At 64.2% G+C, this 26,230-nt stretch carries 28 protein-coding genes; 10 read left to right on the forward strand and 18 right to left on the reverse strand.

Annotated elements, in window-relative coordinates:
- Window positions 1-13: 13 nt before the first annotated feature.
- From K1X12_RS09225 to rpsF, 4 genes are all read right to left on the reverse strand, one after another.
- The gene (locus tag K1X12_RS09225; protein ID WP_220987309.1) at window positions 14-1,504 is read right to left on the reverse strand and encodes a replicative DNA helicase; all 1,491 of its coding nucleotides are present in this window, start codon (window positions 1,502-1,504) and stop codon (window positions 14-16) included.
- A gap of 171 nt (window positions 1,505-1,675) precedes the next feature.
- Window positions 1,676-2,260: a 50S ribosomal protein L9 gene (gene rplI / locus K1X12_RS09230; protein WP_220987310.1), complete on the reverse strand. Its 585-nt coding sequence runs from the start codon at window positions 2,258-2,260 to the stop codon at window positions 1,676-1,678.
- A gap of 12 nt (window positions 2,261-2,272) precedes the next feature.
- Complete coding sequence (gene rpsR / locus K1X12_RS09235; RefSeq protein ID WP_220987311.1) at window positions 2,273-2,530, reverse strand: 30S ribosomal protein S18; 258 nt, start codon at window positions 2,528-2,530, stop codon at window positions 2,273-2,275.
- 18 nt (window positions 2,531-2,548) lie between these two features.
- Window positions 2,549-2,890, reverse strand: coding sequence for a 30S ribosomal protein S6 (gene rpsF / locus K1X12_RS09240; protein ID WP_220987312.1), 342 nt, complete (start codon window positions 2,888-2,890; stop codon window positions 2,549-2,551).
- Window positions 2,891-3,103: 213 nt separating this feature from the next.
- Here rpsF and fabD point away from each other — a divergent pair, with 213 nt between their 5' ends.
- From fabD to gmk, 7 genes are all read left to right on the forward strand, one after another.
- On the forward strand, window positions 3,104-4,051 hold the full coding sequence (fabD, locus tag K1X12_RS09245) for an ACP S-malonyltransferase (protein WP_220987313.1): 948 nt from the start codon (window positions 3,104-3,106) through the stop codon (window positions 4,049-4,051).
- Window positions 4,052-4,056: 5 nt separating this feature from the next.
- Entirely contained in the window at window positions 4,057-4,794 is a 738-nt protein-coding gene (gene fabG / locus K1X12_RS09250) for a 3-oxoacyl-[acyl-carrier-protein] reductase (RefSeq protein WP_220987314.1), read from the forward strand.
- A gap of 113 nt (window positions 4,795-4,907) precedes the next feature.
- Window positions 4,908-5,141: an acyl carrier protein gene (locus K1X12_RS09255; protein ID WP_011647152.1), complete on the forward strand. Its 234-nt coding sequence runs from the start codon at window positions 4,908-4,910 to the stop codon at window positions 5,139-5,141.
- 15 nt (window positions 5,142-5,156) lie between these two features.
- Entirely contained in the window at window positions 5,157-6,443 is a 1,287-nt protein-coding gene (fabF, locus tag K1X12_RS09260) for a beta-ketoacyl-ACP synthase II (protein WP_220987315.1), read from the forward strand.
- A gap of 201 nt (window positions 6,444-6,644) precedes the next feature.
- Entirely contained in the window at window positions 6,645-7,685 is a 1,041-nt protein-coding gene (mltG, locus tag K1X12_RS09265; protein ID WP_220987316.1) for an endolytic transglycosylase MltG, read from the forward strand.
- Window positions 7,682-8,566, forward strand: coding sequence for a YicC/YloC family endoribonuclease (locus tag K1X12_RS09270; protein ID WP_220987317.1), 885 nt, complete (start codon window positions 7,682-7,684; stop codon window positions 8,564-8,566). Before mltG ends, K1X12_RS09270 begins: the two co-directional genes overlap by 4 nt.
- Window positions 8,556-9,218, forward strand: a complete 663-nt coding sequence (gene gmk, locus K1X12_RS09275) for a guanylate kinase (protein WP_220987318.1) — start codon at window positions 8,556-8,558, stop codon at window positions 9,216-9,218. Before K1X12_RS09270 ends, gmk begins: the two co-directional genes overlap by 11 nt.
- Before the next feature lie 28 nt (window positions 9,219-9,246).
- Here gmk and rsmA read toward each other — a convergent pair whose 3' ends face one another.
- From rsmA to K1X12_RS09315, 8 genes are all read right to left on the reverse strand, one after another.
- Window positions 9,247-10,107, reverse strand: a complete 861-nt coding sequence (gene rsmA / locus K1X12_RS09280; RefSeq protein WP_220987319.1) for a 16S rRNA (adenine(1518)-N(6)/adenine(1519)-N(6))-dimethyltransferase RsmA — start codon at window positions 10,105-10,107, stop codon at window positions 9,247-9,249.
- On the reverse strand, window positions 10,104-11,111 hold the full coding sequence (gene pdxA / locus K1X12_RS09285) for a 4-hydroxythreonine-4-phosphate dehydrogenase PdxA (protein WP_220987320.1): 1,008 nt from the start codon (window positions 11,109-11,111) through the stop codon (window positions 10,104-10,106). The genes rsmA and pdxA overlap by 4 nt, the downstream gene beginning before the upstream one ends.
- Window positions 11,112-11,161: 50 nt before the next feature.
- Window positions 11,162-12,409: a peptidylprolyl isomerase gene (locus K1X12_RS09290; protein ID WP_220987321.1), complete on the reverse strand. Its 1,248-nt coding sequence runs from the start codon at window positions 12,407-12,409 to the stop codon at window positions 11,162-11,164.
- A 140-nt stretch (window positions 12,410-12,549) separates the two neighbouring features.
- On the reverse strand, window positions 12,550-14,739 hold the full coding sequence (locus tag K1X12_RS09295; RefSeq protein WP_220987322.1) for an LPS-assembly protein LptD: 2,190 nt from the start codon (window positions 14,737-14,739) through the stop codon (window positions 12,550-12,552).
- A 237-nt stretch (window positions 14,740-14,976) separates the two neighbouring features.
- On the reverse strand, window positions 14,977-16,092 hold the full coding sequence (gene dprA / locus K1X12_RS09300) for a DNA-processing protein DprA (RefSeq protein ID WP_220987323.1): 1,116 nt from the start codon (window positions 16,090-16,092) through the stop codon (window positions 14,977-14,979).
- Entirely contained in the window at window positions 16,089-16,712 is a 624-nt protein-coding gene (gene plsY / locus K1X12_RS09305) for a glycerol-3-phosphate 1-O-acyltransferase PlsY (protein WP_220987324.1), read from the reverse strand. Before plsY ends, dprA begins: the two co-directional genes overlap by 4 nt.
- 219 nt (window positions 16,713-16,931) lie before the next feature.
- Window positions 16,932-17,372: a type II toxin-antitoxin system VapC family toxin gene (locus tag K1X12_RS09310; RefSeq protein WP_220987325.1), complete on the reverse strand. Its 441-nt coding sequence runs from the start codon at window positions 17,370-17,372 to the stop codon at window positions 16,932-16,934.
- A complete protein-coding gene (locus tag K1X12_RS09315) occupies window positions 17,338-17,577 on the reverse strand; it encodes an AbrB/MazE/SpoVT family DNA-binding domain-containing protein (protein WP_220987326.1) in 240 nt (79 codons plus the stop codon). Before K1X12_RS09315 ends, K1X12_RS09310 begins: the two co-directional genes overlap by 35 nt.
- Window positions 17,578-17,851: 274 nt before the next feature.
- On the opposite strand from K1X12_RS09315, the gene K1X12_RS09320 reads away from it, so the two are divergent.
- Both K1X12_RS09320 and K1X12_RS09325 read left to right on the forward strand, forming a co-directional pair.
- Window positions 17,852-18,394, forward strand: a complete 543-nt coding sequence (locus K1X12_RS09320; RefSeq protein ID WP_220987327.1) for an RNA 2'-phosphotransferase — start codon at window positions 17,852-17,854, stop codon at window positions 18,392-18,394.
- Between the two features lie 6 nt (window positions 18,395-18,400).
- Window positions 18,401-18,937 (forward strand): hypothetical protein, encoded by a 537-nt coding sequence (locus K1X12_RS09325; protein WP_220987328.1) that lies wholly within the window; start codon window positions 18,401-18,403, stop codon window positions 18,935-18,937.
- A 16-nt stretch (window positions 18,938-18,953) separates the two neighbouring features.
- On the opposite strand, the gene K1X12_RS09330 is transcribed toward K1X12_RS09325, so the two are convergent.
- From K1X12_RS09330 to ruvX, 5 genes are all read right to left on the reverse strand, one after another.
- Complete coding sequence (locus K1X12_RS09330) at window positions 18,954-20,432, reverse strand: MATE family efflux transporter (protein ID WP_220987329.1); 1,479 nt, start codon at window positions 20,430-20,432, stop codon at window positions 18,954-18,956.
- Between the two features lie 15 nt (window positions 20,433-20,447).
- A complete protein-coding gene (gene pyrC / locus K1X12_RS09335; RefSeq protein WP_220987330.1) occupies window positions 20,448-21,728 on the reverse strand; it encodes a dihydroorotase in 1,281 nt (426 codons plus the stop codon).
- Window positions 21,725-22,672 carry an aspartate carbamoyltransferase catalytic subunit gene (locus tag K1X12_RS09340; RefSeq protein ID WP_220987331.1) on the reverse strand — a complete coding sequence of 316 codons (948 nt, stop codon included), beginning with the start codon at window positions 22,670-22,672 and terminating at the stop codon, window positions 21,725-21,727. The genes pyrC and K1X12_RS09340 overlap by 4 nt, the downstream gene beginning before the upstream one ends.
- Window positions 22,673-22,920: 248 nt before the next feature.
- Complete coding sequence (locus tag K1X12_RS09345; RefSeq protein ID WP_220987332.1) at window positions 22,921-23,847, reverse strand: AEC family transporter; 927 nt, start codon at window positions 23,845-23,847, stop codon at window positions 22,921-22,923.
- Window positions 23,844-24,299: a Holliday junction resolvase RuvX gene (gene ruvX / locus K1X12_RS09350; protein WP_220987333.1), complete on the reverse strand. Its 456-nt coding sequence runs from the start codon at window positions 24,297-24,299 to the stop codon at window positions 23,844-23,846. The genes K1X12_RS09345 and ruvX overlap by 4 nt, the downstream gene beginning before the upstream one ends.
- A 75-nt stretch (window positions 24,300-24,374) precedes the next feature.
- Between ruvX and gatC the strand changes: the two genes are divergently transcribed.
- Window positions 24,375-24,662, forward strand: a complete 288-nt coding sequence (gene gatC / locus K1X12_RS09355) for an Asp-tRNA(Asn)/Glu-tRNA(Gln) amidotransferase subunit GatC (RefSeq protein ID WP_220987334.1) — start codon at window positions 24,375-24,377, stop codon at window positions 24,660-24,662.
- 333 nt (window positions 24,663-24,995) lie between these two features.
- Here the strand turns inward: gatC and K1X12_RS09360 are convergent, their stop codons facing one another.
- The gene (locus tag K1X12_RS09360; RefSeq protein ID WP_220987335.1) at window positions 24,996-26,135 is read right to left on the reverse strand and encodes a zinc-binding dehydrogenase; all 1,140 of its coding nucleotides are present in this window, start codon (window positions 26,133-26,135) and stop codon (window positions 24,996-24,998) included.
- Window positions 26,136-26,230: the final 95 nt, after the last annotated feature.

Consider the following 26,230-nt stretch of genomic DNA (forward strand, 5'->3'; position numbering starts at 1 on the left):
CTGAAGGGGGGGGCTACTCGAACACATCTTCGCCCATGCGGGATTTGTCGAGGTCTCCGAAGCGTGTGACGTTGGAGTCGAAGGCGAGCTTGACGGTGCCGATGGGGCCGTGACGCTGCTTGGAGACGATGACTTCGGCGGTGCCGTAGACCTGGTCCATGCGCGTGCGCCAGGCTTTCCATTTATCGTTCGATGACGGATCGTTCGGATCGGCGGCAGGCTCTGTCCGCGCAAGATAATATTCCTCACGGAACACGAACATCACGATGTCGGCGTCCTGCTCGATCGAGCCGGATTCGCGCAGGTCCGAGAGCTGCGGGCGCTTGTCGTCGCGCTGTTCGACGGCGCGCGAGAGCTGGGACAGGGCGACGATGGGGACGTTGAGATCCTTCGCCAGCGCTTTCAGGGCGGTAGTGATCTGGGTCACCTCCTGGACGCGGTTTGCCTGGCCGCCGGAATTGGACACGGTGATCAGCTGCAGATAGTCGATCACGATCATGTCGAGGCCGACCGAGCGCTGAAGGCGGCGCGAACGGGCCGTCAGCTCACTGATGGAAATTCCGCCTGTATCGTCGATGAAGAGCGGCAGGTTCTGGAGTTCGGACGTGGCTTCGACGAGCTGTTCAAAGTCGGCCTTGGTGAGATCGCCCTGGCGGATGCGGTGGGCGTTGATGCCGGTGCGCTCGGCGAGAATACGCGTGGCGAGCTGCTCGTTCGACATCTCGAGCGAGAAGAAGGCGACGATGGCGCCATCAATTGTTTTCTTCGCGCCGTCATCCTGCACTTCGTATTTGTAGGCGGCTGCGGCGTTGTAGGCGATGTTGGTGGCGAGCGAGGTTTTTCCCATCGACGGACGGCCGGCGAGGATCAGAAGGTCGGACCGGTGGAAGCCGCCTAGCTGGCTGTCGAGATCGCGCAGGCCGGTGGGGATACCGGCGATCTTGCCGCCGCGCTTGAAGGCGGCTTCGGCGGTGACGAGCGAATCGGCGAGGGCTTCGGCGAAGCTGGAGAAGCCGCGTTCGGCGCTGCCGCGCTCGGCAAGATCGAACAGGGCGCGCTCGGCCTTGTTGATGAGGACCGAGCCGGTATCGTCTGGCTCCGGCGTCAGCGCGGTGGACTGGATCGTGCCGCCGACATTGATGAGTTCGCGGCGGATGGCGAGGTCGCGGATGATGCGCGCATAGTCCTTCACCTCCGGGCCGAAGGCGGCGGCGTCCAGCAGGTCAACCAGGTATTTGGCGCCGCCGATCTCGGCGAGCTTTTCGCGCTGCTCGAAATATTCGCGCAGGGTGACGCCGTCGGCCACGCGGCCGAGCTGGATCATCGAAGCGGCGACGGAATAGAGTTCCTGGTGGGCCGGGGCATAGAAATCGCCCGGCGTGAGGATGTCGGCGATGAACTGATAGACGTTGTTGTCGAACAGGATGGCGCCGAGCACGGCGGCTTCGGCCGCGAGATTGTTGGGCGGCGCAAGTGACGCTTTTGCTGGCTTTTGCTCAGTCATCGAGACCCCCGTCGCGCGAAACGTTTACTATAGCGAACCCGGTTCGTTTTGCGACTCGGCTGCGCATCTTGGCCGGGGGAAATTCTGGGGAAGGCCGCTCCTTGAGCGGAATCAAAAACGGCGGCCCGTGAGAGCCGCCGTTCTGATTTGTATGCCTGAAGGCGAGGAAGATTACTCTTCTTCGCCGCCCAGTTCTGCGCGTTCGGCAGCAGCGGCAGCGAGTTCGCTGGCTTGCTCGTCGGCGAGGGCCTGGTTGGCAGCCTGGAGCGAGGCGACGATGTCTTCGCCTTTTTCCTGACGCTCGGCTTCTTCAGCCGAACGGGCCACGTTGACCTGAACCTTCACGCTGACTTCAGCATGCAGGCGGACCGAGACTTCGGAGAGGCCGATAGCCTTGATCGGCTTGTCGAGGCGAACCGCAGCGCGGTCGACCTTGTAGCCGGCGGCTTCTGCAGCTTCTGCCACGTCGCGGGCCGAGACCGATCCGTACAGCTGGCCGGTTTCGCCAGCCTGGCGGATGAGCACGAAGGTTGCGCCTTCGAGCTTTTCTGCTTCGGTCTGGGCCGATTCACGGGCAGCGGCGTTGCGGGCTTCGATGACTTCACGCTCGACTTCGAACCGCTTGCGGTTCCGGTCGTTGGCGATGAGAGCCTTGCCCTGCGGGATGAGGAAGTTACGGGCGAAGCCGTTCTTCACATTCACTTCGTCGCCGATTTTGCCGAGGCGTTCGATACGCTCAAGGAGGATGACTTGCATTGGGGCCTCTCCTTACTTCACTTCGAACGGCAGCAGGGCCAGCATGCGGGCGCGTTTGATCGCCTGAGCAAGCTTGCGCTGGTTCTTGAGGTTCACGGCAGTGATGCGGCTCGGAACGATCTTCCCTTTTTCAGAGATGTAACGCTGGAGCAGCTTCACGTCTTTGTAGTCGATTTCCTGCGCGTTCTGACCGGTGAACGGATCGACCTTGCGGCGGCGACCGAACGGGCGGCGGGCAGGAATGTTCGTGATGTTGATTTTTTGTGCCATGTGTCTGCTTCCTTCCCGTTAGTCGCGCGGACGGCGTTCTTTGCGCGACAGAACCGGCGAAGGCTCGTCGCTCAGCGTTTCAACGCGGACGGTCATGTAGCGCATCACGTCCTCGGAAAGGCGCTGACGGCGCTCGAGTTCGTGGATGGCTTCGGCAGGCGCGTCGATGTTGAGCAGCGAGTAGTGACCCTTACGCTGTTTCTTGATCGGGTAAGCGAGGCTGCGAAGGCCCCAGTATTCGGTCTTGCCGACCGTTGCGCCTTTTTCCGTGAGGAAGGTGGTCATCTCTTCAACGAAAGATTCAACCTGGGCGGGCGAGATGTCAGGCCGTGTGATCACGACATGCTCGTATAGTGCCATGTTTTCATTCCCAAAATTATGAAGATGCGGCACTGGGGAGCGGGAAACTCTTCCAGTGATGGCCCCTCATTCTCCGGCTCATTCCGGATAGTCGAGGACCGCACCTTGCTGTGAAGAGGCGCTCTTAAGCCCATCCTTGTGGAAAATTCAAGCGCTTGCGTGCGCGGGACACGCGCTTTAGGCACGCCGGAAAACAAGGGAGACAGGGTAAACATGACCCTCGCATTCATTTTCCCCGGTCAGGGCAGCCAGGAAATTGGCATGGGCAAGGCGCTCGCCGACGCATTTCCGGCGGCGAAAGCCGTTTTCGATGAGGTGGACGAGGCGCTGGGGCAGAAGCTTTCCGCGCTGATGTGGGAAGGCGACATTGCCGAACTCACGCTGACCGCCAACACCCAGCCGGCGCTGATGGCCCACTCCGTGGCCGCCATGCGCGCGCTGGAGGCTGGCTTTGGCCTTTCGGCGAAGGACGCAGCTTTCGTGGCGGGTCACTCGCTGGGCGAATATTCGGCCCTGGCCGCGGCTGGGTCTATCAGCGTTTCGGATACCGCGCGCCTCCTGCGCATCCGTGGCAACGCCATGCAGTCTGCCGTGCAGCCCGGACAGGGCGCGATGGCGGCCCTGCTGGGCGCCGATTACGATCAGGCTGAAGCGGCCTGCAAGGCGGGCCGGGAAACCGGCGGCGTGTGCGACATTGCCAATGACAACGCCCCCGGCCAGCTGGTCATCTCCGGCACCAAGGCGGCGATTGATGCGGCTGTTGCCTGGGCACAGGGCAATGGCGTGAAGAAGGCGATGGCGCTGAACGTGTCTGCGCCCTTCCATTGCGGCCTGATGCAGCCGGCGGCCGATGCCATGCAGGCGGCGCTTGCCGAGACCGCCATTCAGGCGCCGATCGTGCCGCTGGTGGCCAATGTCATGGCCAGCGCTGTCACGGACCCCGAGACGATCCGGCAGAATCTTGTGAAACAGGTGACAGGCCGGGTTCGCTGGACTGAGTCGGTGCAGTACATGGTTGGTCAGGGCGTCACCACGACCGGTGAAGCCGGGGCTGGCAAGGTTCTGACCGTGATGCAGCGCCGGATCGAGAAATCACTCAGCGGCTTCACCCTCGGCACGCCCGAGGACCTCGAAGCCTTCGCAGCAGCGATCAAAGGATAAGTTCCATGTTCGACCTGACCGGCCGTACGGCCCTTGTTACCGGCGCTTCGGGCGGCATTGGCCGCGCCATCGCGCAGGCCCTTTCCGAAGCTGGCGCGAAGGTGGCCCTGTCGGGCACGCGGGAAGCCGTGCTGCAGGAAGTGGCCGCCACGCTGAAAGGCGAAACGGCCATCGTGCCGTGCAACCTGTCCGACCCCGACGCGGTTGACGCGCTGGTGGGCCAGGCAGAAGCGGCCATCGGCCCGCTGGACATCCTGGTGGCGAACGCCGGCATCACCCGCGACAAGCTCCTCATCCAGATGAAGGATGACGACTGGAGCGACGTGATCAATGTTAACCTGGGAAGCTACTTCCGGCTGACAAAATCGGCTGTGAGGGGAATGATGAAGCGCCGCCATGGCCGCATCATCGGAATCACATCGGTTGTCGGCGTGACCGGAAACCCCGGCCAGACAAATTATTGTGCCTCCAAGGCAGGGATGATCGGCTTCACCAAGTCGATCGCCCAGGAGGTCGCCTCGCGCGGAATCACCGCCAATACGATTGCCCCCGGCTTCATCGAATCGCCGATGACCGATGTGCTCCCGGAGGCCCAGAAAACGGCGCTTTTGGGGCAGATTCCGGCTGGCCGGCTCGGACAAGGCGGCGACATCGCCGCCGCGGCAGTGTATCTTGCCTCTAATGAAGCGGCCTATGTCACGGGCCAGACGCTGCACGTAAATGGCGGCATGGCAATGATTTAGGCCCTGCAGTAGGGCATCAGACTAGGGCTTGGCGCTCGTCCGTACTGTGTGCTAGGCGCAACACCAATGGTTCTTCAAAGGGCCAGTCATCAGACATATCTAGAGAGGTATTCATGTCTGACGTTTTTGAACGTGTGAAGAAAATCGTTGTCGAAAATCTCGACGTTGAAGCCGACAAAGTCGTTGAGAGCGCAAGCTTCATCGACGACCTCGGCGCTGACTCGCTGGACCTCGTCGAACTCGTGATGGCCTTCGAAGAAGAGTTCAACATCGAGATCCCGGACGACGTTCAGGAATCGATCCGTTCGGTCGGCGATGCCGTCTCGCACATCAAGGCTCACGTCTAAGGCGCTGGGTTATTCATGTCGAAGCGTCGCGTCGTCATCACCGGAATCGGCATTGTTTCGCCGCTCGCCAATGGCCGTGAGGCCACCTGGGAACGACTGATTGCCGGTAAATCCGGGGCAGGGAAGATCGACGTCTTCGATGCGTCCGATATGCCGTGCAAGATCGCTTTCCAGGTTCCGTGGGCCTCTGGCCGCGGTGGCGGGGAGGGCGATCCGCACGCCTTTGATCCGGACAAGGTGCTCTCCGCCAAGGAGCAGCGCCGGATAGATGAGTTTATCCTTTACGGGATTGCTGCAGCAGATGAAGCCCTCGAGGATGCCGGCTGGAAGCCGGAAACCGACGAGGAAAAGGAACGTTCAGGTGTTATGATCGGTTCGGGCATCGGTGGACTTGAGTCCATCTATGACACGGCCATCACCCTGCACGAGCATGGCCCGCGCAAGGTCAGCCCGTTCTTCATTCCGTCTGCCCTGATCAACCTCGCCTCCGGCCAGGTTTCCATCCGCCACGGTCTCAAAGGCCCCAACCACGCTGTGGTGACGGCCTGTGCCACCGGCGCTCACGCGATTGGCGATTCTGCCCGTCTCATCCAGTACGGCGATGCCGACGTGATGGTGGCTGGTGGCGCTGAAGCCGTGATCGGCCGTATCGGCATCGCAGGTTTCTGCGCTGCCAAGGCCATGTCCACCAACTTTAACGACACGCCCGAGAAGGCGTCGCGCCCTTATGACAAGGACCGTGATGGCTTCGTGATGGGCGATGGCGCCGCTGTGCTCGTGCTCGAAGAGTATGAGCACGCCAAGAAGCGTGGTGCCAAGATCTATGCCGAGGTCATGGGCTACGGCCTGACCGGGGATGCTCACCACATTACGGCGCCTGCCGAGGGCGCTGAGGGGGGCTACCGCGCCATGAAGATGGCGCTGAAGAACTCCGGCATCGATCCGACCGAGATCGATTACGTCAACGCTCACGGAACCTCCACGCCGAAGGGCGATGAAGGCGAAGCGGGCGCGGTCGAGCGCGCCTTTGGCGAGCATGCGAAGAACATTTCGATGTCTTCCACCAAGTCTGCCGTTGGCCACCTTCTGGGGGCTGCCGGTGCGATCGAGGCGGCGTTTTGCGCCCTCGCGATCCGCGACCAGGTGATGCCGCCGACGCTCAACCTCGACAATCCGAGCTTCGAGACTGTGCTGGATCTTATTCCGCACAAGGCGAAGAAGGGCCAAGTTCGCGCGGCTATGTCCAACAGCTTCGGCTTTGGTGGTACCAACGCATCGCTTGTCCTGCGCAAGGTCGACTGAGGCGCCTGACAGATCGGGAAATTTCGGGAACCGCTGGCACTTCCGGTGCCGGCGGTTCTTTCATTTTGACTGACAGGGCGACGACTCCTGTCTAAGTTCATGAAAGAACTTTTAGGGGCCTGATCCGGCTGCGGAGCATACTTTTCCGCAGGCGCGGGGCTGGGTTACAACTCTGCGCTGTATCAGGCTTGAGAGGCATGTATGGGATTCCTGAAGACGCTCGTCACCTGGGTGTTCGTGCTGGCATTCATTGTAGCAGCGGGTCTGGTTGCTGGCTGGGCCTGGCTCAACAACGAGATGACCAAGCCGGGGCCGCTGGCGCAGGAAGTCATCTTCACGGTTTCCGATGGCGAAACGCTGACCAGCGTGGCTGCGCGGCTTGAGGATGATGGCATCATCGCCGACCGGCAGGTGCTGCTTACCAAGAGCCGGATCGAGGCGCAGATGGGCGGCGAGCAGCCTCATGTGAAAACGGGCGAATACATCATCGAGCCGCACATCTCGGTTGCCGGCGTTATGAGTATTCTCATCGAGGGGCGTTCCGTGCTCCACCGGATCACGCTGCCCGAAGGGCGCACGACGGCGCAGCTGCTGCGGGTCATCGAGGCGGACGAGATCCTTGAGGGCGAGATGCCCGAAGTGCTGCCCGAGGAAGGCTCGCTACTGCCCGACACCTATATGTATCATCGCGGCATGACACGCACGCAGCTGATCGAGAAGGCCCAGAAAGCGCAGGCCGACCTGCTGGCCGAGCTGTGGCCCGAGCGGCAGGAAGGCATTCCGGTCACCACGCCGTATGAGGCGGTGATCCTGGCCTCGATCGTTGAGCGTGAAACCGGCATCGCAGCCGAGCGTGACGAGATCGCCGCGCTGTTCACGACGCGCCTGAAAAAGGGCATGCGCCTGCAGAGCGATCCAACGATCATCTACGGCATCTCAAAGGGCGAGCCGCTCTACAACAAGCAGGGCCAGCGCCGGACGCTGTACCGCTCCGAGATTGATCGGCATACGGACTGGAACACATACCAGATTGACGGTCTGCCGATCACGCCGATCTGTAATCCGGGACGCGAGGCGATCGCGGCGGTGCTCAATCCTCCGGAAACGGAATACATATTCTTCGTGGCCGACGGCAAAGGCGGACACCTGTTCGCTAAGACGCTGGCCGAACACAACCGCAATGTGGCGGCCTATCGCGCGTTTGAGCGCAAGGAAATTGAACGGGAGCGGCAGGGGGAATGACAGGTCTGTCAGGGATGACGGGGTTCGCACGGGTGACCGGCGAAGCCAGCTGGGGCGGTTGGGCCTGGGAAGCAAAGAGCGTCAACGGACGCTCGCTGGATGTGCGGGTGAACCTGCCGCCGGGCGCCGAGCAGCTTGAGCGCGAGGTGAAAGCCATGGCGGCGACGCGGTTCAATCGCGGTTCGCTGCAGGTGGGCCTGCGGGTCGAGCTGGCAGCCTCTGCCTCCGGCGCGACGATCAATGAGGCGCTTCTGAAAGATCTGATGGCGGTTTCCCGCAAGCTCTCTGGCGAGCCGACACCGGAAGCTGTGGCCACGCTGATGATGGTGAAAGGCGTCGTTGAAACGGGCACCTCCTCGACGCGGGACGTGCTGTCGGATGCCGATACGCTCGCCATGCTGCAGGCAGGCGCGGGCGCTGCGCTCGATGAGCTTGCGCAAGGCCGCAAAGCGGAAGGCGTGGACCTCAATGCATTGCTGAGCGATCTGCTCAACCAGATGGAAGCGCTGAAAGCGGAAGCCGAGACCCATGCGGCCGGCCAGCCTGAAGCCATCCGCGCGAAACTCGCCAAACAGCTCGAAGACCTCGACCGGGAAGGCCGGGTGGATGCTGAACGCTTTGCCGCGGAAGCAGCGCTCTCCGCAGCGAAAGCCGATGTGCGCGAGGAACTCGACCGTCTGGCCGCGCATATCCGTACTGGACGCGAGCTGCTGAAGGCAGGCTCTCCGGCGGGCCGGAAGCTCGATTTCCTGGCGCAGGAGCTCAACCGCGAGGCCAATACGCTCTGCTCGAAATCCACAAGCCTCGATTTGACGAATGCGGGGCTTGGCCTCAAAGGGGTGATCGACCAGTTCAAGGAGCAATCGGCCAATGTCGAATAGCGGACACCCGAAGGATACCGGCCGCCGCCGGGGGCTCATGCTGGTGCTGTCGAGCCCGTCGGGCGCCGGCAAGACGACGCTTTCGCGCAAGCTGCTGGAAGAATTCAACGATGTGAAACTCTCCGTCTCGGCCACAACGCGCCCGCCGCGCCCAAATGAGATTGACGGGAAGGACTATTTCTTCAAATCGGTGGACGACTTCCGGGGGATGATCGACCGGCGCGAATTCCTCGAATGGGCGCATGTGTTCGACAAGTATTACGGCACGCCGAAAGCGGACACGGTCGCACGGCTCGATGCGGGTGAAGACGTTCTGTTCGATGTGGACTGGCAGGGCGCCGACGCGCTGCATGACCAGATGCCAAACGATGTGGTGTCCGTGTTCATCCTGCCGCCGAGCATCGAAGCGCTGAAGGATCGGCTGATGGGGCGTGAAGGCTCAACGCCGGATATGGTGTCCCGCCGCATGGAAGACGCCAAGCGCGAGATCATGCATTGGCGCCGCTATGACTATGTGATCGTCAACGACCAGCTGGAAGTGGCGTATCAGCGGCTGAAGCGCATCCTGCTGGTGGAGCGCCTGAAGCGCCTGCGCCAGCTGGATCTTGAGCATCACGTGCGCGCCCTGCTGGGCGAACTCGATCCGGCCTGAGGATTGGGCTCAGAATTGGGCCCAGAAATCAGGCGAGGCTTTCGGCCAGCTTCCGGAACTGTGCCTGGGTCAGCGTTTCGGCGCGGGCGGTTGGGTCGATGCCGCAGTCTTCTAGCCAGGCTTCCGCTTTCATGCCGCGCTTCTTGGCGAAGGGCTTGAGCGCGGCGCGCAGCATCTTGCGGCGCTGGCCGAAGGCGGCCCCGGCGATCTGTTCCAGAAGGGCGAGATGCTCGAAGCGCTGGCCCGGCGGCAGCGGCTCCAGAACGGCGACGGCGCTGTCGACCTTCGGCGGCGGGCGGAAGGCGCCCGGCGGCAGGGTGAAGGCGATGTAAGGTTTCGTTACGGCCTGGGCGAGCACGGCGAGGCGGCCATAGGCGCTGGTGTCGGGCTTGGCGCAGATGCGTTCGGCCACTTCCTTCTGGAACATCAGCGCCATGTTCCCGCGCCAGTCGCCCGCCTTCAGCCAGTCGATCAGCAGCGGCGTGCCGACATTGTAGGGCAGGTTGGCGATGATCATCGCGGGCGTTTCGGCGCCGGCTTCCTCCAGCACCTTTTCCCAGTGCACCTTGCGGGCATCCTTGGCGATGACCTGCATCTTGCCGGACTTCGCCTCCGGCCAGCCGAGCAGGGCCTCTGAAAAGCGCGGATCGGTTTCCACTGCGATCAGCAGCGCGGGATCTTCATTGAGGATAGCGCGGGTCAGCCCGCCAGGGCCAGGGCCAACCTCGATCACGGTTTTGCCTTTGGGTGAGCCGGCGGCATTGGCGGCGCGCTTCAGGATGCTGGGGTCAAACAGGAAGTGCTGGCCCAGCGCCTTGCGGGCGGGCGCATCTGTCAGGCCGGGCGTTTCCTCGCCGTCTTCATAGTCTTCGTCATAGGTGTCGCTCATGTAGCGCTCCTTGCCCGGTTGGCTGCCTGTTCACGGGCAGAATGGATCGCGGCGATCAGGCTGTCTGGTTTGGCTGTGCCCGCGGCGGCCGCGTCATAGGCGGTGCCATGGTCGGGGCTCGTGCGGATGATCGGCAGGCCGAGGGTGGTGTTCACCCCGCCCCACATGTCCAACGTCTTGACCGGGATGAGGCCCTGATCGTGGGTCATGGCGATGACGGCATCGAACCGCCCGCCGAGCGCTTCGGCAAACACCGTGTCGCCGGGGCGGGCGTCGGAAATGTCGATACCTTCGGCGCGCAGCCGGGCAGCGGCTGGATTGATGATCTCCAGCTCTTCCCGGCCGATGGTGCCATCTTCGCCGGCATGGGGGTTGAGGCCAGTGAAAGCGAGACGCGGGCGGGCAAGGCCGAAATGGCGCTTCAGCGCAGTGTCGGTCGTGCGGGCAATGGTCAGGAGGCGGCCATCGGCCAGCGCCGCCGGAACCGCCGTATAGGGTATGTGGATGGTGGCAAGCGCCACCCGCAGGCCGCCACCGGTGAGCATCATCACAGGCTCTGGCGCAGCGCCGCCTTCGGGGGAGCACAGCTCCGCGATAAACTCCGTATGGCCGGGAAAGCGGAAGCCCTGGCCATAGAGCAGGGCTTTGTGGATCGGGTTGGTGACGACGGCGCCAGCTGCGCCGCGTCGCGCGTCGGCGGTCGCGATCTCGATCGAGCGGACAATTCCAGAAGCGGTTTCGGAATCGGGCTTGCCGGGCGCCACAGCGCGGGCGTTTTCCAGCGCCAGCACCGGCAGGGCGCGTGAGAATACGGCGGAGGCGTCTTGAGGCTTTTCGATCAACTCGACGGGCGCGCCGGTATAAAGGCCCGGCCAGCCCAAGACGTAGAACGCGTTCGCTGTGTCCTGCCGAAGCGCCTGCCAGGCACCCACCGTGATGGCGGGGCCGCAGCCGGCGGGGTCACCCATGGTGACGGCAAGGGGAAGGTGGGCGCGTTCGGTCACGCGCGCGGTGTCGCGCCAATCGCGCGGCCAATCAAGGGGAATCGCCTGCCTTAGCGGTAGATGATGGTGGCCAGTCGCCGCGCATTGCGCAGTTCACGCTCCGAGATCATGTCGAGTTCCCGGTTCTTGATCGAGTTCTTCAGGTCTTCGCGCGAGGGCAGCGCTTCGGCGCCATCTTCCCGGCGGCAGACATACATGACCGCCAGGCCCGATCCGGCCGCGAAAATCTCGGTTGGCTTGCCGACTTCCGTTTCAAGAACAAGGCTGCGCCCTTCAGGGCCAAGCTCGTCAATGTTGATGTCGGTGATGTCCTGAGCCCGCAGATTGGAATTGGAGTTGGCAACTGACTGGACCTGATCGCAGGCAGAGATGCGGCCTATGGCGTTTGTCAGGGTCGCTTCCTGGCTGTCGGTGGCCACAAGGCGCTTGAGGTCCACGCGGGTGACCGGCTCCGCCGGTTCGCGCTTGCCGCCCACCAGGATGATGTAGATGCCGTTCTCGGTCTCGATCGGCTCCAGAAGCCCGTTACCGGGGGCCGCAGCGACTGCTTCTGCAATGGCGGGGGCGAGATCCTCCAGCGTCATCCAGCCCATGTCTCCGCCGGCCGCAGAGGTGGGGGCGGAGGAAATCCGCTGAGCCGCGACTCGGAAGTCTGCACCTTGCTGCAGCTGGCTGACAATTGAGGCTGCCGCCTGCATGGCCTCGGCCTTGGTCTCGGCGTCCGGCGCGTAGAGGAAGATTTCGCCGAGGCGAAACTGCGTCTTTTGCAATGCGGCGCGCAGACGGGTGAGCTGGTCATCGACCTGGTTGTCCGAGACGCGGATGCGGTTGCCGTAAAGGCCGCTCATCAGGCGGTTCCAGGCGATGTCGGCGCGCATCTGCTCTTCAAGGCTCGCCGGGTTCACGCCGGCCGAGGTGAGCTGCTGACGCAGGGTGTCTCCGGTCAAGCCGGCATTGGACGCCATATCCTGAACGGCGGCGTCGATCTCGCGCGGGTCTACCTCGACGCTGTACTCGGCCACGCGGTCGAGCTGCAGCTTCTCGTCAACAAGCTGTTCGAGGGCCTGGCTGGTAATCTGCTGGATCTGCTCGGCGGTCGGCTGGTTTGCGCCGATGGTCAGGAGCAGGAGGCGCGCGCGCTGGCGAACATCCGAATACGAGATCGGACGGTCATTAACGATCGCGGCAATGCCCTCAATCGTCTGGCGGTCGGTTTCCTGTGCGCTGGCGGGCGAAACAAAGGCGCCACTGGTGCCCATCGCCGCGATAGCTGCTGCCAAGAATATTCCACGTACCATACGCCGTCTCCGTGGCTCCCCGAAGGGTGGGGCAAGCCTGTTTCACTACCGGACCTTACAAAACTCGTTACATCACGCAACGCGCCGGAACAGTCATCAATGAAGTTTGCTGCAGATCGCTTTTTTAACCAGATTCCGGGTCAATCGAACCCGTCAGAGCCAAAATTGCCCAGCGACAGCAGCGAGAAGCGGATCTGGAAGCTGTCTGAGGGCCCCAACGTGCGGTCCCGCAGCTCGCTGCGCTGGTAGATCAGCTCGAAGCGGGAGCAGTCGTCGGTATAGGCCAGGCCGATTTCCTGCCGTGTGTTCACATTGTTGCTGATGTCCCGCAGCTGGCCAAACACAAGGGAGTAGGTGTCGGTGACCTGCACTTCGCCGCGCAGGTAAATCCCTTCGTCAGACCTGCCGCTGGGGCTGATACGCTCGTCGATCTTGTAGTACTGGCCCACGGCGCGCAGCCGGCTGAAGGAGGTTGAAGCGCGCATGTCGAGACGGCTAAGCGACAGGTCGGCCTCGTTGAGGCGGACGCGCGAGTCCAGCTCCAGCTTCCGGCCCATGCTGAATGAGGCGGCTGCCACCCAGTCCGACGACGTGCCGCCGAGGTTTGAGGCGACATCGAAAGTGGGGTCGGGTTTGGAGCGCCAGCGGCGGCCAAGGGTGGTTGAGGCTTCTATGCCGTTTTTCCAGATGGCGCGGGCGGTAAGACCAGCGCTCAGCTTGCCGTCGCCTTCATAGAGGTCGAAGTTTCCAATACCATTGGCTTCGTAGAGGCTGGATTCGTCGAACTCGTAGAGGAGACTGTCTTCCACAGGGATCGCCGGGTCATTGGCGTTGGAGAAGCCCCAGGCGGCCATGACCGCGGGCTCCAGCATGATATCCACATGGGTTCCGGGGCGGATCATCGGATAGGCCAGCGTGGCGCCGACATTACCGACGGCGCGCGCGACCGATGCCTTGCCGCTGAAATCCTCGTCCAGCGCATAGTAGTCGCCGCGTGCTTCGGCAAACGGCTCGAATGTGAAGCCGCCAGGCAGGACCTTCATCGTGCTCCAGTCCGCGCCCGCACTGACGCGGTGGCTGTCTGCACCGACATCGCGCGTCAGCACGGCGGAGGAGACGTTGACCGAGGCGAAGCCGTAGGCGCCCATGTCCCAATACTTCTCGGCATAGGCGAGCGGGGACACGACCGGCAGTCGGGCTGCGTCGTCTTGGCCGCGCAGGCCCTGGAAGTTCAGCAGGGCAGCGTCGGCGTAGTAATTGTCACCCTGGCCTGTCACGAACAACTGGGACAGCAGCCGGCGGGGCTGGTTTGAATACAGGCCGCGCTGCTCGTTCTGGCCGCTGATATCATAGCGGCGATCATAGAGGTCGTCGGTCTGGGTTTCGACGCCGAAGCCCCATTTCCACTCCGGCGAAATGGCGAACAGGCCGCTGCCATAGATGTGGCCTCGGAATTTTTCTTCGCCGAAGGTTTCCCCGTCGCTGTCGAAGTCGGCTTCATGGGTGAAGCTGGTCTCCAGTTTCAGGGCGCCGGAATAGAAACGCTTGCGGAAATCGACGCCGATCAGCGGGTTCACATTCTGTGAAACCATCGGTGAGATGGTGATGTCGGAATAGTCCGAAACGGCCCAGTAATAGGGCTGTTTGTAGAAGGCGCCGAGCTTGGACGATATGCCGGGCGTGGGCACCAGGAAGCCGGAGCGGCGCTCGGAATTCGGGTCCGGATGGGCCAGATAGGGCAAGTAGAACACCGGAATGCCGGCCACCTCCAGCACCGCATCGCGGTAGGAGATCATCTGGCTTTCCTCGTCCAGCACGGCGCGGCGCGCGCGGATGGCCCAGGTGGGTTTCTTGCCGTCTTCGCAGATGGGGCAGGCGGTGTAGACCAGCTGGTCCATCGCATTGACGCCGTCGGCGCGGCGGATGGCGGAGTTGGCCGCAACTGTAGCGGTTCCACCGATTCGCGCGGAATAGCCGATGGCGTAACCGTCGGTCAGATCCGGCCCGACATCGAGCTCTTCGGCGAATTGCTGGCTGCCATCGACATCGACGATGACGACATTGCCAGAGGCGCGGGCGCGTTCTGTTGTGCGATTGTAGATCAGCCGGTCGGCACGCAGGGTGCGGCCATTATAGAGGGCCTCGACATTGCCTTCGGCGATGATCGTGTTGTCGTCTGTGTTCTCGTAAACGATGTCGGCTTCGAGAACGACGCGTTCGTCTTTGGTTTCTGTCGCCGGTGCTGCAGGATCGGAGTCAGACTGCGCATAGGCCGCCAGCGGCATGACAGCCGAGAATCCGGCCATGAGCGCAAAGTGAGACCATTTCACCACTGACGGCATCCTGAACGACCTGTACGCAACGCCCCCACGCCGCAAGTGATGCCGCGCTTCTCCAGCTTCAGAGGCTTAGAGACGAACCGCCGGGGCGTCCAGCCTCGCGTGGCCGGGAAATGCAATCGGCGCATTACGGTGCAGTCAGGCCACAGTCAGACCGTGTACTTTTGAGGCATTTTGGGGACGTTCGGGGTCAAAACAGGGACAAACAGCGACACTTCGGGTCAGATCTCAGACAGACCGGGACGCGAGGCCGCCCGGATAGGTCAACGCCTCGCCGGCGAGTTCCAGCTCCATGAGAATCGCTCCGGCGCGCGCTGCGCTGACCCCGGCTGCCCGCGCGATCTCGTCCAGCGGCATGGCATGGGGGCTGAGCGCCTCGCGGACGCGGGCAAGCTCCGAGGCGGGGATGACGGCGTCATCGCCATGCACCGGGGCGAGCCAGTCGGACGGCGGCGCGGACACGCTGAGCAGGGGAAGCGAACTCAGCACCTCGATCACATCGCGCGCGTCGCGCACCAGGGCCGCGCCATTGCGGATGAGATTGTTGGTGCCGGCCGAGCGCGGATCGAGCGGGGAGCCGGGCACGGCCATCACCTCGCGGCCCTGTTCCCCGGCCATGCGGGCGGAGATGAGCGAGCCGGAGCGCTCCGCCGCCTCGACCACGACTGTGCCACGCGCGAGGCCCGTGATGATGCGGTTGCGGCGGGGAAAATCCTGCGCGCGGGCGCGGTGGCCGAAGGGCATTTCGGAGAGGATGAGGCCCTGCTCGGCAATCGCCGCATAGAGGCGGTCATGCTGGCCGGGATAGACGTGATCGATGCCGCCGCCGAGGACGGCGATGGTGCCGCTGGCGAGGCTGGCGGCGTGGGCCTCCCCATCGATGCCGAGGGCGAGGCCGGAGACAGTGACATAGCCTGCCTTGCCGAGCGCGGCGGCCATATCCCGCGCGATCTTGCGGCCGGCAGCAGAGGCGTTGCGCGCGCCTACGATGGCGCAGGTCGGCTCTGCGGCGAGGGACGCCTTGCCCAGAAGGGTGAGCACCGGCGGGGGCGGATCGAGCAGGCGCAGGAGGGCGGGATAGGCCGGCTCGCAACTTGCCACGATCTGTGCGCCATAGCGGGCGGCGGCCTCAATCTCACGGGCAATCTGATCCGTAGGCGGAATTGTGATGGACTTGCCACGGGCAACACGGCTGGCGATTTCCGGCAGGGCGGCGAGCGCCTTGCCCGCATCGCCATAGCGCGCGATCAGCTGGGCAAAGGAGACCGGGCCGACATTCTGGGTTCGCGCGAGGCGCAGCCAGTCAAGGCGTTCTGCATCCGACAGGGGACGCGGCAGCGTCATCCCTCGGCGGCGTCTTTCTTCTTGGCGCCGAAGCGGGGCTCTGTGCCGCTCAGCAGGCGGCCAATATTGGCGCGGTGCGTCCAGAAGACGAGGACGGAGAGCGCGGCAAGCCCGCCGAGGATGACCGGGCTACGCTCGCCCAGAAGATACGCCCCCGGAGGAACAGCGACCGCTGCCGTGAGCGCCGAAAGCGAGGAAATGCGGGTCAGCGCGAACATGCCAAGCCAGACGGGCGCGCCGACGACGAGGCCGTGCAGCGGCGTGATGAAAAGGAGCAGGCCGGCATAGGTCGCCACGCCCTTGCCGCCCTTGAACTTCAGCCAGATGGGATAGCAATGGCCGAGGAAAGCCGCGGCGCCCGCGACCATGCCCGCATCGCGCCCGGAAATGAGGATGAAGGCCAGGGCAACGAGACCGGCCTTCAGGCTGTCGAGCAGCAGGGTGGCGAGGGCGAGATCCTTGCGGCCAGTGCGCAGCACATTGGTGGCGCCGATGCTTTTGGAGCCGATTTCGCGGATGTCACCAAGGCCAGCGGCCTTCACGAGGACAAGGCCAAACGGGATCGACCCGGCCAGATAGCCCGCGACCACCGCCACTGCGTAGATTGCCCATTCCGGCATTTGGATTGTCCTCGCCCGTCCCTTGGAGGTTTCAAGGTTTAGGGAGGTGTGCGGGGTGGGGCAAGGGGGCTGGCCGGATCAGAAATCGCATTGCGATTTCCCGGCCAGCGAAAGGAAGACTCTTTTGGCTGGGACGCGCGGGACGATTTCTTTGTGCCTCAAAGCCCCCTCCGCCCTTCGGGCACCTCCCCCGTGCACGGGGGAGGATGAGCTCGCGCATCACTTCAACAACCGCATCCCCGCCTCTTTCGCTGCCTTGCGGTCTAAGGTGACCGTTTCAGCCGCCCCGGCGAGGCGGGCGGTTTCGTTGATCAGGGCATCGGCGAAGTCTGCCGTGCTGGATGCCATATAGACGCCGAGGGCGCGGTAGGCGGCTTCGGCATTTTCCACGATAAGTTCGGCGGAGCGGAGCAGACCTTCGAGGGCGCGAGCAATATCTTCGCGCGGCGCCTTGTAGGCGCGGGCGAGCACCCAGCTGATTTCGGCCAGGACAACGGCGCTGATGAAGCCGGGGCGGTCTTTCGTCAGGCGGGAGATGAGCCGCGTGGCGGCGGCGGACTGGGCGGCGTCATCCTGCACCAGGAAGCGGATGACGACATTGGTGTCGAGGCCCGTCATGCCTGTGTCACTTGCCCCTGGCGCCGCTGGCGATGGCGGCATTCATGTCTTCCAGCGAAACAGGTTTCTTCGGCTTCGGAATGATGCCCTTGAGCCGTTTTACCGATCCCGTGGCAGGCAGGACGGCAAAATTTCCATCGGCCATCCGCACGAAATCCACCCTGTCGCCAGGTCCAATACCGAGGGCGTCCCGCACAGCCTTGGGCACGGTGAGCTGGCCTTTGGAGGTGATGGTGGCGGTGGTCATATCGGCTCCTTGAATAAAGTAAGGAGAAAAGTAAGGCGCCGGCAAAGCCAAGTCAAGAAATGCGCGTGGAGTTGCGCGGCCGCATCCTCCCCTGCGACGCGGGGGGGGTGGATCGCGCCGGAGGCGCGAGACGGAGGGGGATAGGGCGTGCGTTGTGGCTCCCCCTTGCGCCCTTCGGGCACCTCCCCCGTGAACGGGGGAGGAGAAAGAGGCGCGCGTGATGATCGTAGGGTGGACGTGGAAAGGCCGGCGTGTTCGTGATAGGGCGCGGGGCATGATTACGGATACACAAATTTCGAAGACGTTATCCTATTGGTTGCGTCACCGTCCGGATGCGGCGGGGATGGAGCTTTCGCCTGAAGGCTGGGCGGATGTGGATCTTGTTCTGGGGGCGCTGGCCAGGGAAGAACTGGCGGTTGGCTGGGAGCGGCTGTTGCAAGTGGTCGATACCAACGACAAGTCGCGCTTTGAACTCAGCGCCGATGGGCAGATGATCCGTGCCCGGCAGGGGCATTCCGTGAATGTGGAGGGAAGCTGGGCGCAGGCTGTGCCGCCGCCGGTCCTGTTCCACGGAACGGTGGAGCGCTTCTGGCCGGCGATTGCGGCGGAAGGCCTTCGCCCCATGCAACGCCACCATGTGCACCTTTCTGCCGATATTGAAACCGCGCAGCGCGTGGGCCAGCGGCGCGGGGCGCCGATCATTCTGGAAGTGGACGCGGCGGGCCTGCTGGCGCGCGGGGGAGCCTTCTTCCTGACGAGCAATAATGTGTGGCTGGTGGACGCCGTGCCGCCGGAGTTTCTGAAGCGGGCGGGGTGAGCGGTCATGTCAAAATGGATGCATCACATCGTGTTGGATGTTGAGGCGGATGGTCCGTGTCCGGGGCTTTTCAACATGATCTCCTTTGGGCTGGTTTGCGTGGGTGATCCGGGCCGCAGCTTCCTGGGCGAAGTGGCGCCCATTCTGGATTCCTCCGGAATTGCCGAGGCGCGCGATGTTGTCGGCGTCAGCTATGAGGCCCAGAAGGCATTTGCAGATCCCGGGGCGGTCATGCAGGCGGCGCAGGCCTGGCTGGCATCCGTGACGGGCGACCGGCGGGCGATCTTCTGGTCCGACAATCCCGCATTCGACTGGCAATACTGGAATTGGTACTGCCACCGTTTTCTGGGGGAAAACCCGGCAGGCTTCAGCGCGCGCCGGATTGGCGACCTTGACGCGGGGCGCCGCGGGGAGCCGCTGAATACCAATGCCTGGAAGAAGCGCCGAATTACGGCGCACACGCACGATCCTGTGGACGATGCGCGCGGGAATGCCGAGGCGCTGCGCTGGATTCTGAGCGAGATGGGGCAGCCGCTGGACTGAGCCGGGAGCGGGGCGCCTACTCCTCCCGCCGCCTGGCGGGGGTGGCCGCGGTTGGCGCGGGGGCGGCGGCGGTTTCGGCGGAGGCTGTGGCGGCGAGGGCGGAGGCTTCGGCGGTGTCGTCGTCGCCGGGCACGCGCATGTCGCGCTCATTGCGCCAGTTGCCGAACCGGTAGAGCACAATCGCCAGCAGCATGGTCACCACCATGCCCGCCGGAAAGCTCCACCAGATGGCGTCGGCGCCCAGCATTCCCTGCAGGCCATAGGCAAAGCCAAGGCGCACCGGGAACATGGAGATGAAGAGGATGATCAGCGGCCAGAACACCTGCCCATTCGCGCGCACCGTGGCAAACAGCACCATGGTCACGGCAAAGGGCAGGAAGCCCCAGGAGGCCAGCCGCGTGATATGCTGGCCGATGGCGACCGCGTCGCTCTCCCCGCCCAGGAACACCATCATGGCCGCCCGGTCTGCCAGCAGCAGAAGGCCGATCAGCACGCCGGTGAGGACCAGATTGTAGAGGATGCCGTGGCGGGTGATGGCGTCGACACGGTCCCACTTTCCCGCGCCGATATTCTGGGCGGCCATGGCGCTGACGGCGGCGCCGATGGCCATGGCGGGCATCTGCACATAGGTCCACAGCTGCTGCGTGGCGCCGAAGGCGGCGGTGGTGTCCACGCCCTGCCGGTTGACCAGCGACATCATGGCCAGCAGCGAGCCGGAGATGACGATCATCTGCAGGCCCATGGGAAAGCCCTTGACCACCATCAGCCGCAGGATCGAGACATCCGGCTTCAGAAAAGCCAGCTCTGCCCCGCGCAGGCGCAGGGGAAGATCCCGCCAGTAGATATAGGCGAGCATGGCGGCGAGGCTGATATAGTTTGCCAGGGTCAGCGACAGCGCGGAGCCACCAATGCCCAGGCGCGGAAACGGGCCCAGGCCGAGGATCAGGAACGGGTTCAGCGCCGCGCAGATGGCCACGGCCACGCCCATGAAGATCAGGGGTGTGATCGCGTCTCCCGCCCCGCGCAGGGCCATCATCAGCATCGTGATGATCAGAATGGCCGGCAGGGCCAGGAAGATGATCTGCAGGAATTGCTGCGCCAGCGGCACTACAGTGGGCGGCGTTTCCAGCACGCCGAGCAGCGCAGGCGAAAGAAACCAGCCCGCAATGGCCAGAAGGGTGGACACCGGCAGGAATGTGCCAATCACCGTGCCCACCACGCGGCGGGCCGCGACCACATCATTGCGCCCCATCGACTGGCCGATGAGGATGGTGGAGGCCATGCCAAAGCCGAACACGAACGCCGTCAGCAGGAAAACGACAAGGTTTCCATTGGTGGTGGCGGCAACGGCATCTTCGCCCAGAAGGCGGCCGACCCAGATCGTGTCAATCGAGCCATTGGCCGATTGCAGGATGGAAGAGGCGAGCGTTGGCAGCGTGAAGGCGATCAGCGCCGGGCCGATAGGGCCGGTGGTGAGGTTGGCGCGTTTCTGCATCCCGTCAGCGCGGCCCTACCGTTCGAACACCAGCTCGCCGCCGACGAAGGTTTTCATTACGCGGCCCTGCAGGCGGCGGCCATCGAAGGGGGAGTTGGTGGAGCGGGAGAGAAGGTCTTCGCGCTCGCAGAGCCAGGGTTTGCCGGGGTTCAGCAGGATGAGATCTGCCGGGGCGCCTTCGGCGAGGCGGCCCTGAGGCAGGCCGAGGATGCTGGCCGGGCCGATGGTGACCGGGGCGAGGGCTTCCAGCAGCGTGAGCGGGCCGTCATGATGAAGGCTCAGCAGGGCAGACAGCACGGTTTCGAGACCGGCGGCGCCGAAGGCCGCTTCGCCAAAGGGCAGGCGCTTTTCTTCCGGAGGCTGAGGATCGTGGGCGGAGACCACGGCGTCGATCTCGCCATCCTTCAGCGCCAGGATGAGCCCCTGGCGGGTTTCCTCGTCGCGGAAGGGCGGGTTCACCTTGCAATAGGTGAGATAGTCGCCAACATCGCGCTCATTGAAGAAGAAGGCATGCGCGGCCGCCGTGGTGTAGACCTTGGCGCCGCGCGCGCGGGCGGCGGCGGCGATTTCCAGCGTGCGGGGCGTGGAGACCTGATCAAGCACAAGGCGGCAGCCGGTCTGCTCGGCCAGCGTCACATCGCGCATCGCGCCGATCCATTCAGCCTCCACCGGGATACCCGAGAGGCCAATGCGGGCGGCGAGCGCGCCGGCATTCATCACGCCGGAGCCGGTCAGCGCGCGCTCATCAGGGCGAGACATGACGAGGGCGCCATTGGCGGCGGCATAGGCCATTGCGCGTTTCATCACCTGCGCATTGGCGACGGGAATGTCGCCATTGGTGAAGAGGATGGCGCCTGCCTCGGCCAGCAGGCCCAGCTCGGCCATCGCCTCGCCAGCAAGGCCGACGGTGAGCGCGCCGGCAGCATAAACGCGCGCCTTGGCGGTCTTCCGGGCACGGTCTGAAATGAATTGCAGCAGGGCCACGTCATCGATGACGGGACGCGTGCCGGGCATGACGACGAAACTGGTGATGCCACCGGCGAGGGCCGCGCGGGAGGCGGTTTCCAGCGTTTCCTTATGCTCGGCGCCGGGCTCGCCGGTCTTGACGCGCAGGTCGATCAGGCCGGGGGCAAGGCAGAGGCCGCCGGCGTCGCGCGTTTCCTTCGCGTCCGGGAAGGCGGCGTCTTCGCCCAGGCGGATTTCCTTGATCTTGCCCTTCTCGATGTAGATCGCGCCGGGGCTATCAAGCTCCGTAGCCGGATCGAGCAGGCGGGCATTGACGATGGCAAGGCTCATTTGCGGCTCCCGGCGAGAAGGTGAAGCACCGCTTCGCGCACGGCGACGCCCATTTCGACCTGCTGGGTGATGACCGAGCTGGAGCCGTCGGCCACGCTGCTTTCGATCTCGACGCCGCGGTTCATCGGGCCGGGGTGCATCACGGTGGCGTTGGGCTTGGCGAGGGCGAGGCGGGCCTGGGTGAGCCCGAAATAGCGGAAATATTCGCGCTGGCTGGGCAGGAAGGAGCCGTTCATGCGCTCCAGCTGCAGGCGCAACATCATCACGACATCGGCGCCTTTCAGGGCCTTGTCGAAATCGGAGGTCGCGCTTTCGGCGCCCCATGTGTCCGTGCCCGGAGGGGTCAGCGTCTTGGGGCCGCACAGATGCACGCGCGCGCCCATCAGGTGCAGCGCCTGCGTGGTGGAGCGGGCCACGCGGCTGTGGGCGATGTCGCCGCAGATGACGACCTTGAGGCCCTCGATGCGGCCTTTGACGCGGCGGATGGTCAGCAGGTCCAGCAGCGCCTGGGTGGGGTGTTCATGCGTGCCGTCGCCGGCATTGATCACCGCGCAATCGACCTTGCGGGAGAGCAGCTTTGCCCCGCCCGAGGCCGAGTGGCGAACCACCAGCGCGTCCGGCTTCATGGCGTTCAGCGTCATCGCCGTGTCGATCAGGGTTTCGCCCTTCTTCACCGACGAGTTGGCGACCGGCATGGAGACGACATCGGCGCCAAGGCGGCGCGCGGCGATCTCGAAGCTCGACATGGTACGCGTGGAGTTCTCGAAGAAGAGGTTCACCACGGTCATACCGGTGAGCACGGGATCGGGCCGTTTGCCCGCGCGCGTCTTCTCGGCATAGCTGTCTGCAAGATCGAGAATATGATTGATGTCGAGGGGATGGAGACCTTCGATTCCGAGCAGATGCTCGTGATTGAAGGTGTAATCTGGTCTGGCCGCCGCCATAGGAGTACCTCGGATTTTCGGCGGTGTAGGCGGGATTCTCCGGCGGGGCAAGTGTTTGGCGGAGCGGGGCGGGCGGAATGGGTGTGTGGTGTATCGCCTCTTTCGTCACGCTCGATGCGCAAAGCGCATCTGAGCGCCCATCTCCTGTCTGAGCGGTTGGGGTGGACTGGATGGCGTCGGAGATAGGCCCTCAGACCGGCTGCGCCGGTCGAGGGTGACGAAGGGTGGGGAGGATCAGTGCCTGGAACTTAAACCGCGCCCAGCCACAGGATCAGCGCCCATGTCAGCGGCAGGGTGAGGCTGGCCAGCACGGTCTGCACGGCGATGAGGTTGGCCGCCAGCGTTGTGTCGCCGCCGAGTTCGCGGGCGAGGACGTAGGAGTTGGGCGCTGTGGAGGTGGCCGCGCAGAGGAGCGCGATGGCGAGCGGCAGGCCGCTGAGGCCGAGCGGCAAGCCAATGGCGAGCACGAGCGCGGGCATTCCGAAGAGGCGGATGAGCGACCACGTAAACGTGCGCAGGCCCGCGCGGGTGAGCGCTTTCAGGTCCACGCCCGCCCCGGCGCTGAGCAGGCCGGTGGCGATGGCGGCATTGGCGAGGATGCGCAGTGTTTCATCAATGGGCTCGGGAATGCGAATATGCGCGGCGGCCAGCGCGATGCCGATGATACAGGCGATCACCAGCGGGTTGCGCGTCATGGCGAGGAAGGGGCGGGGCTTGGTGCCCGGCGGGCGCTCGGCATGGGCAGTGAGGGCGTAGACGGAGATCACGTTGGCGGCCGGGATCATCACGGCGGCGGCAAGGCCGACAAGCGCAACGCCTTCATCGCCAAACAGCGCCGCGCCGAGGGAGAGCGCGATGATCGTGTTCCAGCGTACATTCGACTGGATGATCGTGCCGATGGCCGGACGGTCGATCCCCGGCCAGCCATAGGCGGCGAGGCCGACGACGCCCATGACGCATTGGGCCGCCACCAGCGTCGCAACCATCTGCCAGGGCGCGGTGTCGAACTCCGCATTGGCAAGCGCGCGCACGATGAGGGCGGGCAGGAGAACGAGGAAGGAGAGGCGATCAATCGAGCGGAAGGCTTCGGGCGCGATCCAGCGGCGGGTGGACAGGAGCTGTCCCAGCGCAACGATCAGGATGACGGGCAGCAGGGCAACGAGGAAGGCGTTCAAGGGCGCTGCTCCAGCCGGGCGAGGGCATCCTGCAGGATGATGGTGGCGGCGGCCGCATCGATGCCGGCTTCCCGGCGCTGGCGCGAGGCCCCGGCGGCGCGGAACATGTCTGCCGCCTCGGCGGAGGAATAGCGCTCGTCCTGGAAGGCGATGGGGATGTCCCGGACTTTCCGGATGCTGGAGGCCAGCGTGCGGACGGACTGGACGCGCGGGCCGGCGGTGCCATCGGCATTCAGCGGCAGGCCGATGATGAGGGCGACGGCTTCGCGCTGGTCGTAGATCTGGAACAGGCGGTCCAGCGCGGGGGCGAGCTTCTTCTTCAGGATCGTCTCGACCGGGGAGGCCATCATGCGGATGCGATCGGTTGCGGCGACGCCTATGGTGGCGGTGCCGGGGTCTATGCCCAGCAATACACCCTCGCGGGGCAGGTCGAAGAGGTCCACAACAGCCATGACAAGCGGGAGCCTTACAGCCTTGATGGGGCTCTGCCTATGGCGTATGGGGCGGAGACTATCTGGAGTTTGCTCATGAGCGTTACCCGCGACGATGTCCGCAAAGTTGCCCGCCTGTCCCGCATTGCGGTACCGGAAGAGCGTCTGGACGAGCTGGCCGGGGAACTCAACGGCATTCTCGGCTGGATCGACCAGCTGAACGAAGTGGATGTCGAGGGCGTCGAGCCGCTGACCTCCGTGGTCGAGACGAAACTGCCGATGCGCGACGACGTGGTGACGGATGGCAACATCCAGGACCAGGTGCTGGCGAACGCGCCGCGCAGCGAGCATGGGTTTTTCGTTGTGCCGAAGGCGGTTGAGTAACCGCTTACCGTTTCAAAAATCCGGAATGCAGCCCTCGTCCTGAGCGTCACTCGGCGGCTCAGAGTGAGCGGTTTGCCGTGATTGCGTATGCTCTCCTCATTCGTCACGCTCGATGGACTTCAGGCCATCTGAGCGCCCATCTCCGAACGTCGTCGCCGGAGCAGGCTGTGATGGCAGGAGATAGGCCCTCAGACCGGCTTGCGCCGGTCGAGGGTGACGGCGTGGATAGGCGGGATTTTGCTGACCGGCTGTTGGCGGATTTCGGGTCAAGCCAGCCCTCATCCCCAACCCCTTCTCCCGCGGGAGAAGGGGCTTTTAGGCACTGCGCGCCGCCTATTTCGCCGGGTTGATCAGGTATTTCGTCCCCGTCGCCTTGGCGTTGTAGGCGTGCAGGGTTTCCAGATCGAGCGCTTCGGCCAGCGAGATTTCGGCAGTGTAGGCGCTGGCGAAGGTGGTGGTCAGCTCGTCCATCACGCGCTGGCGCATCCTGGCGCGGGTTTCGGCGCCGGCCTTCTGCAGGAAGGGCGTCAGCAGGTAGCCCGAGAGGTTCCAGGCAAAGCCCACGCCGGGGGGCACGATGGTGGGCGACATGTCGAGCCGGCCATAGATGTAGACCTGCGTTTCCTTGCCAGAGCCGTAGCGGCTGTATTCCTTCATGTTGCGGGTGGCGCCCGCTTCCATGGCGATCAGCAGCTGGCCGGCGAGCGGGCCGCCGCCGATGGCGTCAAAGCCGATGGTCGCGCCGGTTTCGGCCAGCGCGGTGATCAGCTCTTCCATGAAGTTGGGCGAGGAAGAATCGACGACATATTTCGCGCCGATGGATCTGAGCAGGTCGGCCTGCTCCTTCTTGCGGACGATGTTGACCAGCGGGACATTGTCCTTCTGGCAGATCTTCACCAGCATCTGGCCGAGGTTTGACGCGGCCGCCGTGTGGACGAGGCCGGTGCCGCCCTTGGCGCGCATCGTCTCGACAAAGGAAAGCGCCGTCAGCGGGTTCACATAGCAGGAGGCGCCATCGCGGGAGGTCGCCCCGGCGGGCAGTTCCATCACCTGCTGGATGTTGAGTGTGCGGTATTGGGAATACATTTCGCCGCCGAGCGCCGTGACGCGCTTGCCGAGCAGGGCCTGGGCGGCGGGCGAGGAACCTGCCTTCACGACGACACCGGCGCCTTCATTGCCAACCGGCATCGACTGGTCGAGGCGGGCCGCCAGCGCGCGCAGGGAAGGCGGCGGCACATCGGCGGTGATGACCGGGCGGTCTTTCGTGCCGGAGGCCTTGGCGGTGCTCATGTCGGCGCCGCCGACGAGGAGGCCGAGATCGGACGGGTTGATCGGGGTCGCTTCGACCTGGATGACCACATCATCGGGGCCGGGCTCGGCCACGGGCACTTCGGCCAGCGACAGCTCGAGTTTGCCGTCTTTGGTGACAAGGCTGCGCAGTTGCAGGCCGGTGGTGGGGACGTTGCTGGACATTCTGGTATTCCTCCCGGGTAAATTATGGATGGTACAGTCAGGCGTTCGATCGCGTGGCCATATCACCTTTGATGGGGCCTCTGGGGCAAATCAAT

Origin of the sequence: Hyphomonas sediminis, from assembly GCF_019679475.1 — a bacterium.
Taxonomy (GTDB): domain Bacteria; phylum Pseudomonadota; class Alphaproteobacteria; order Caulobacterales; family Hyphomonadaceae; genus Hyphomonas; species Hyphomonas sediminis.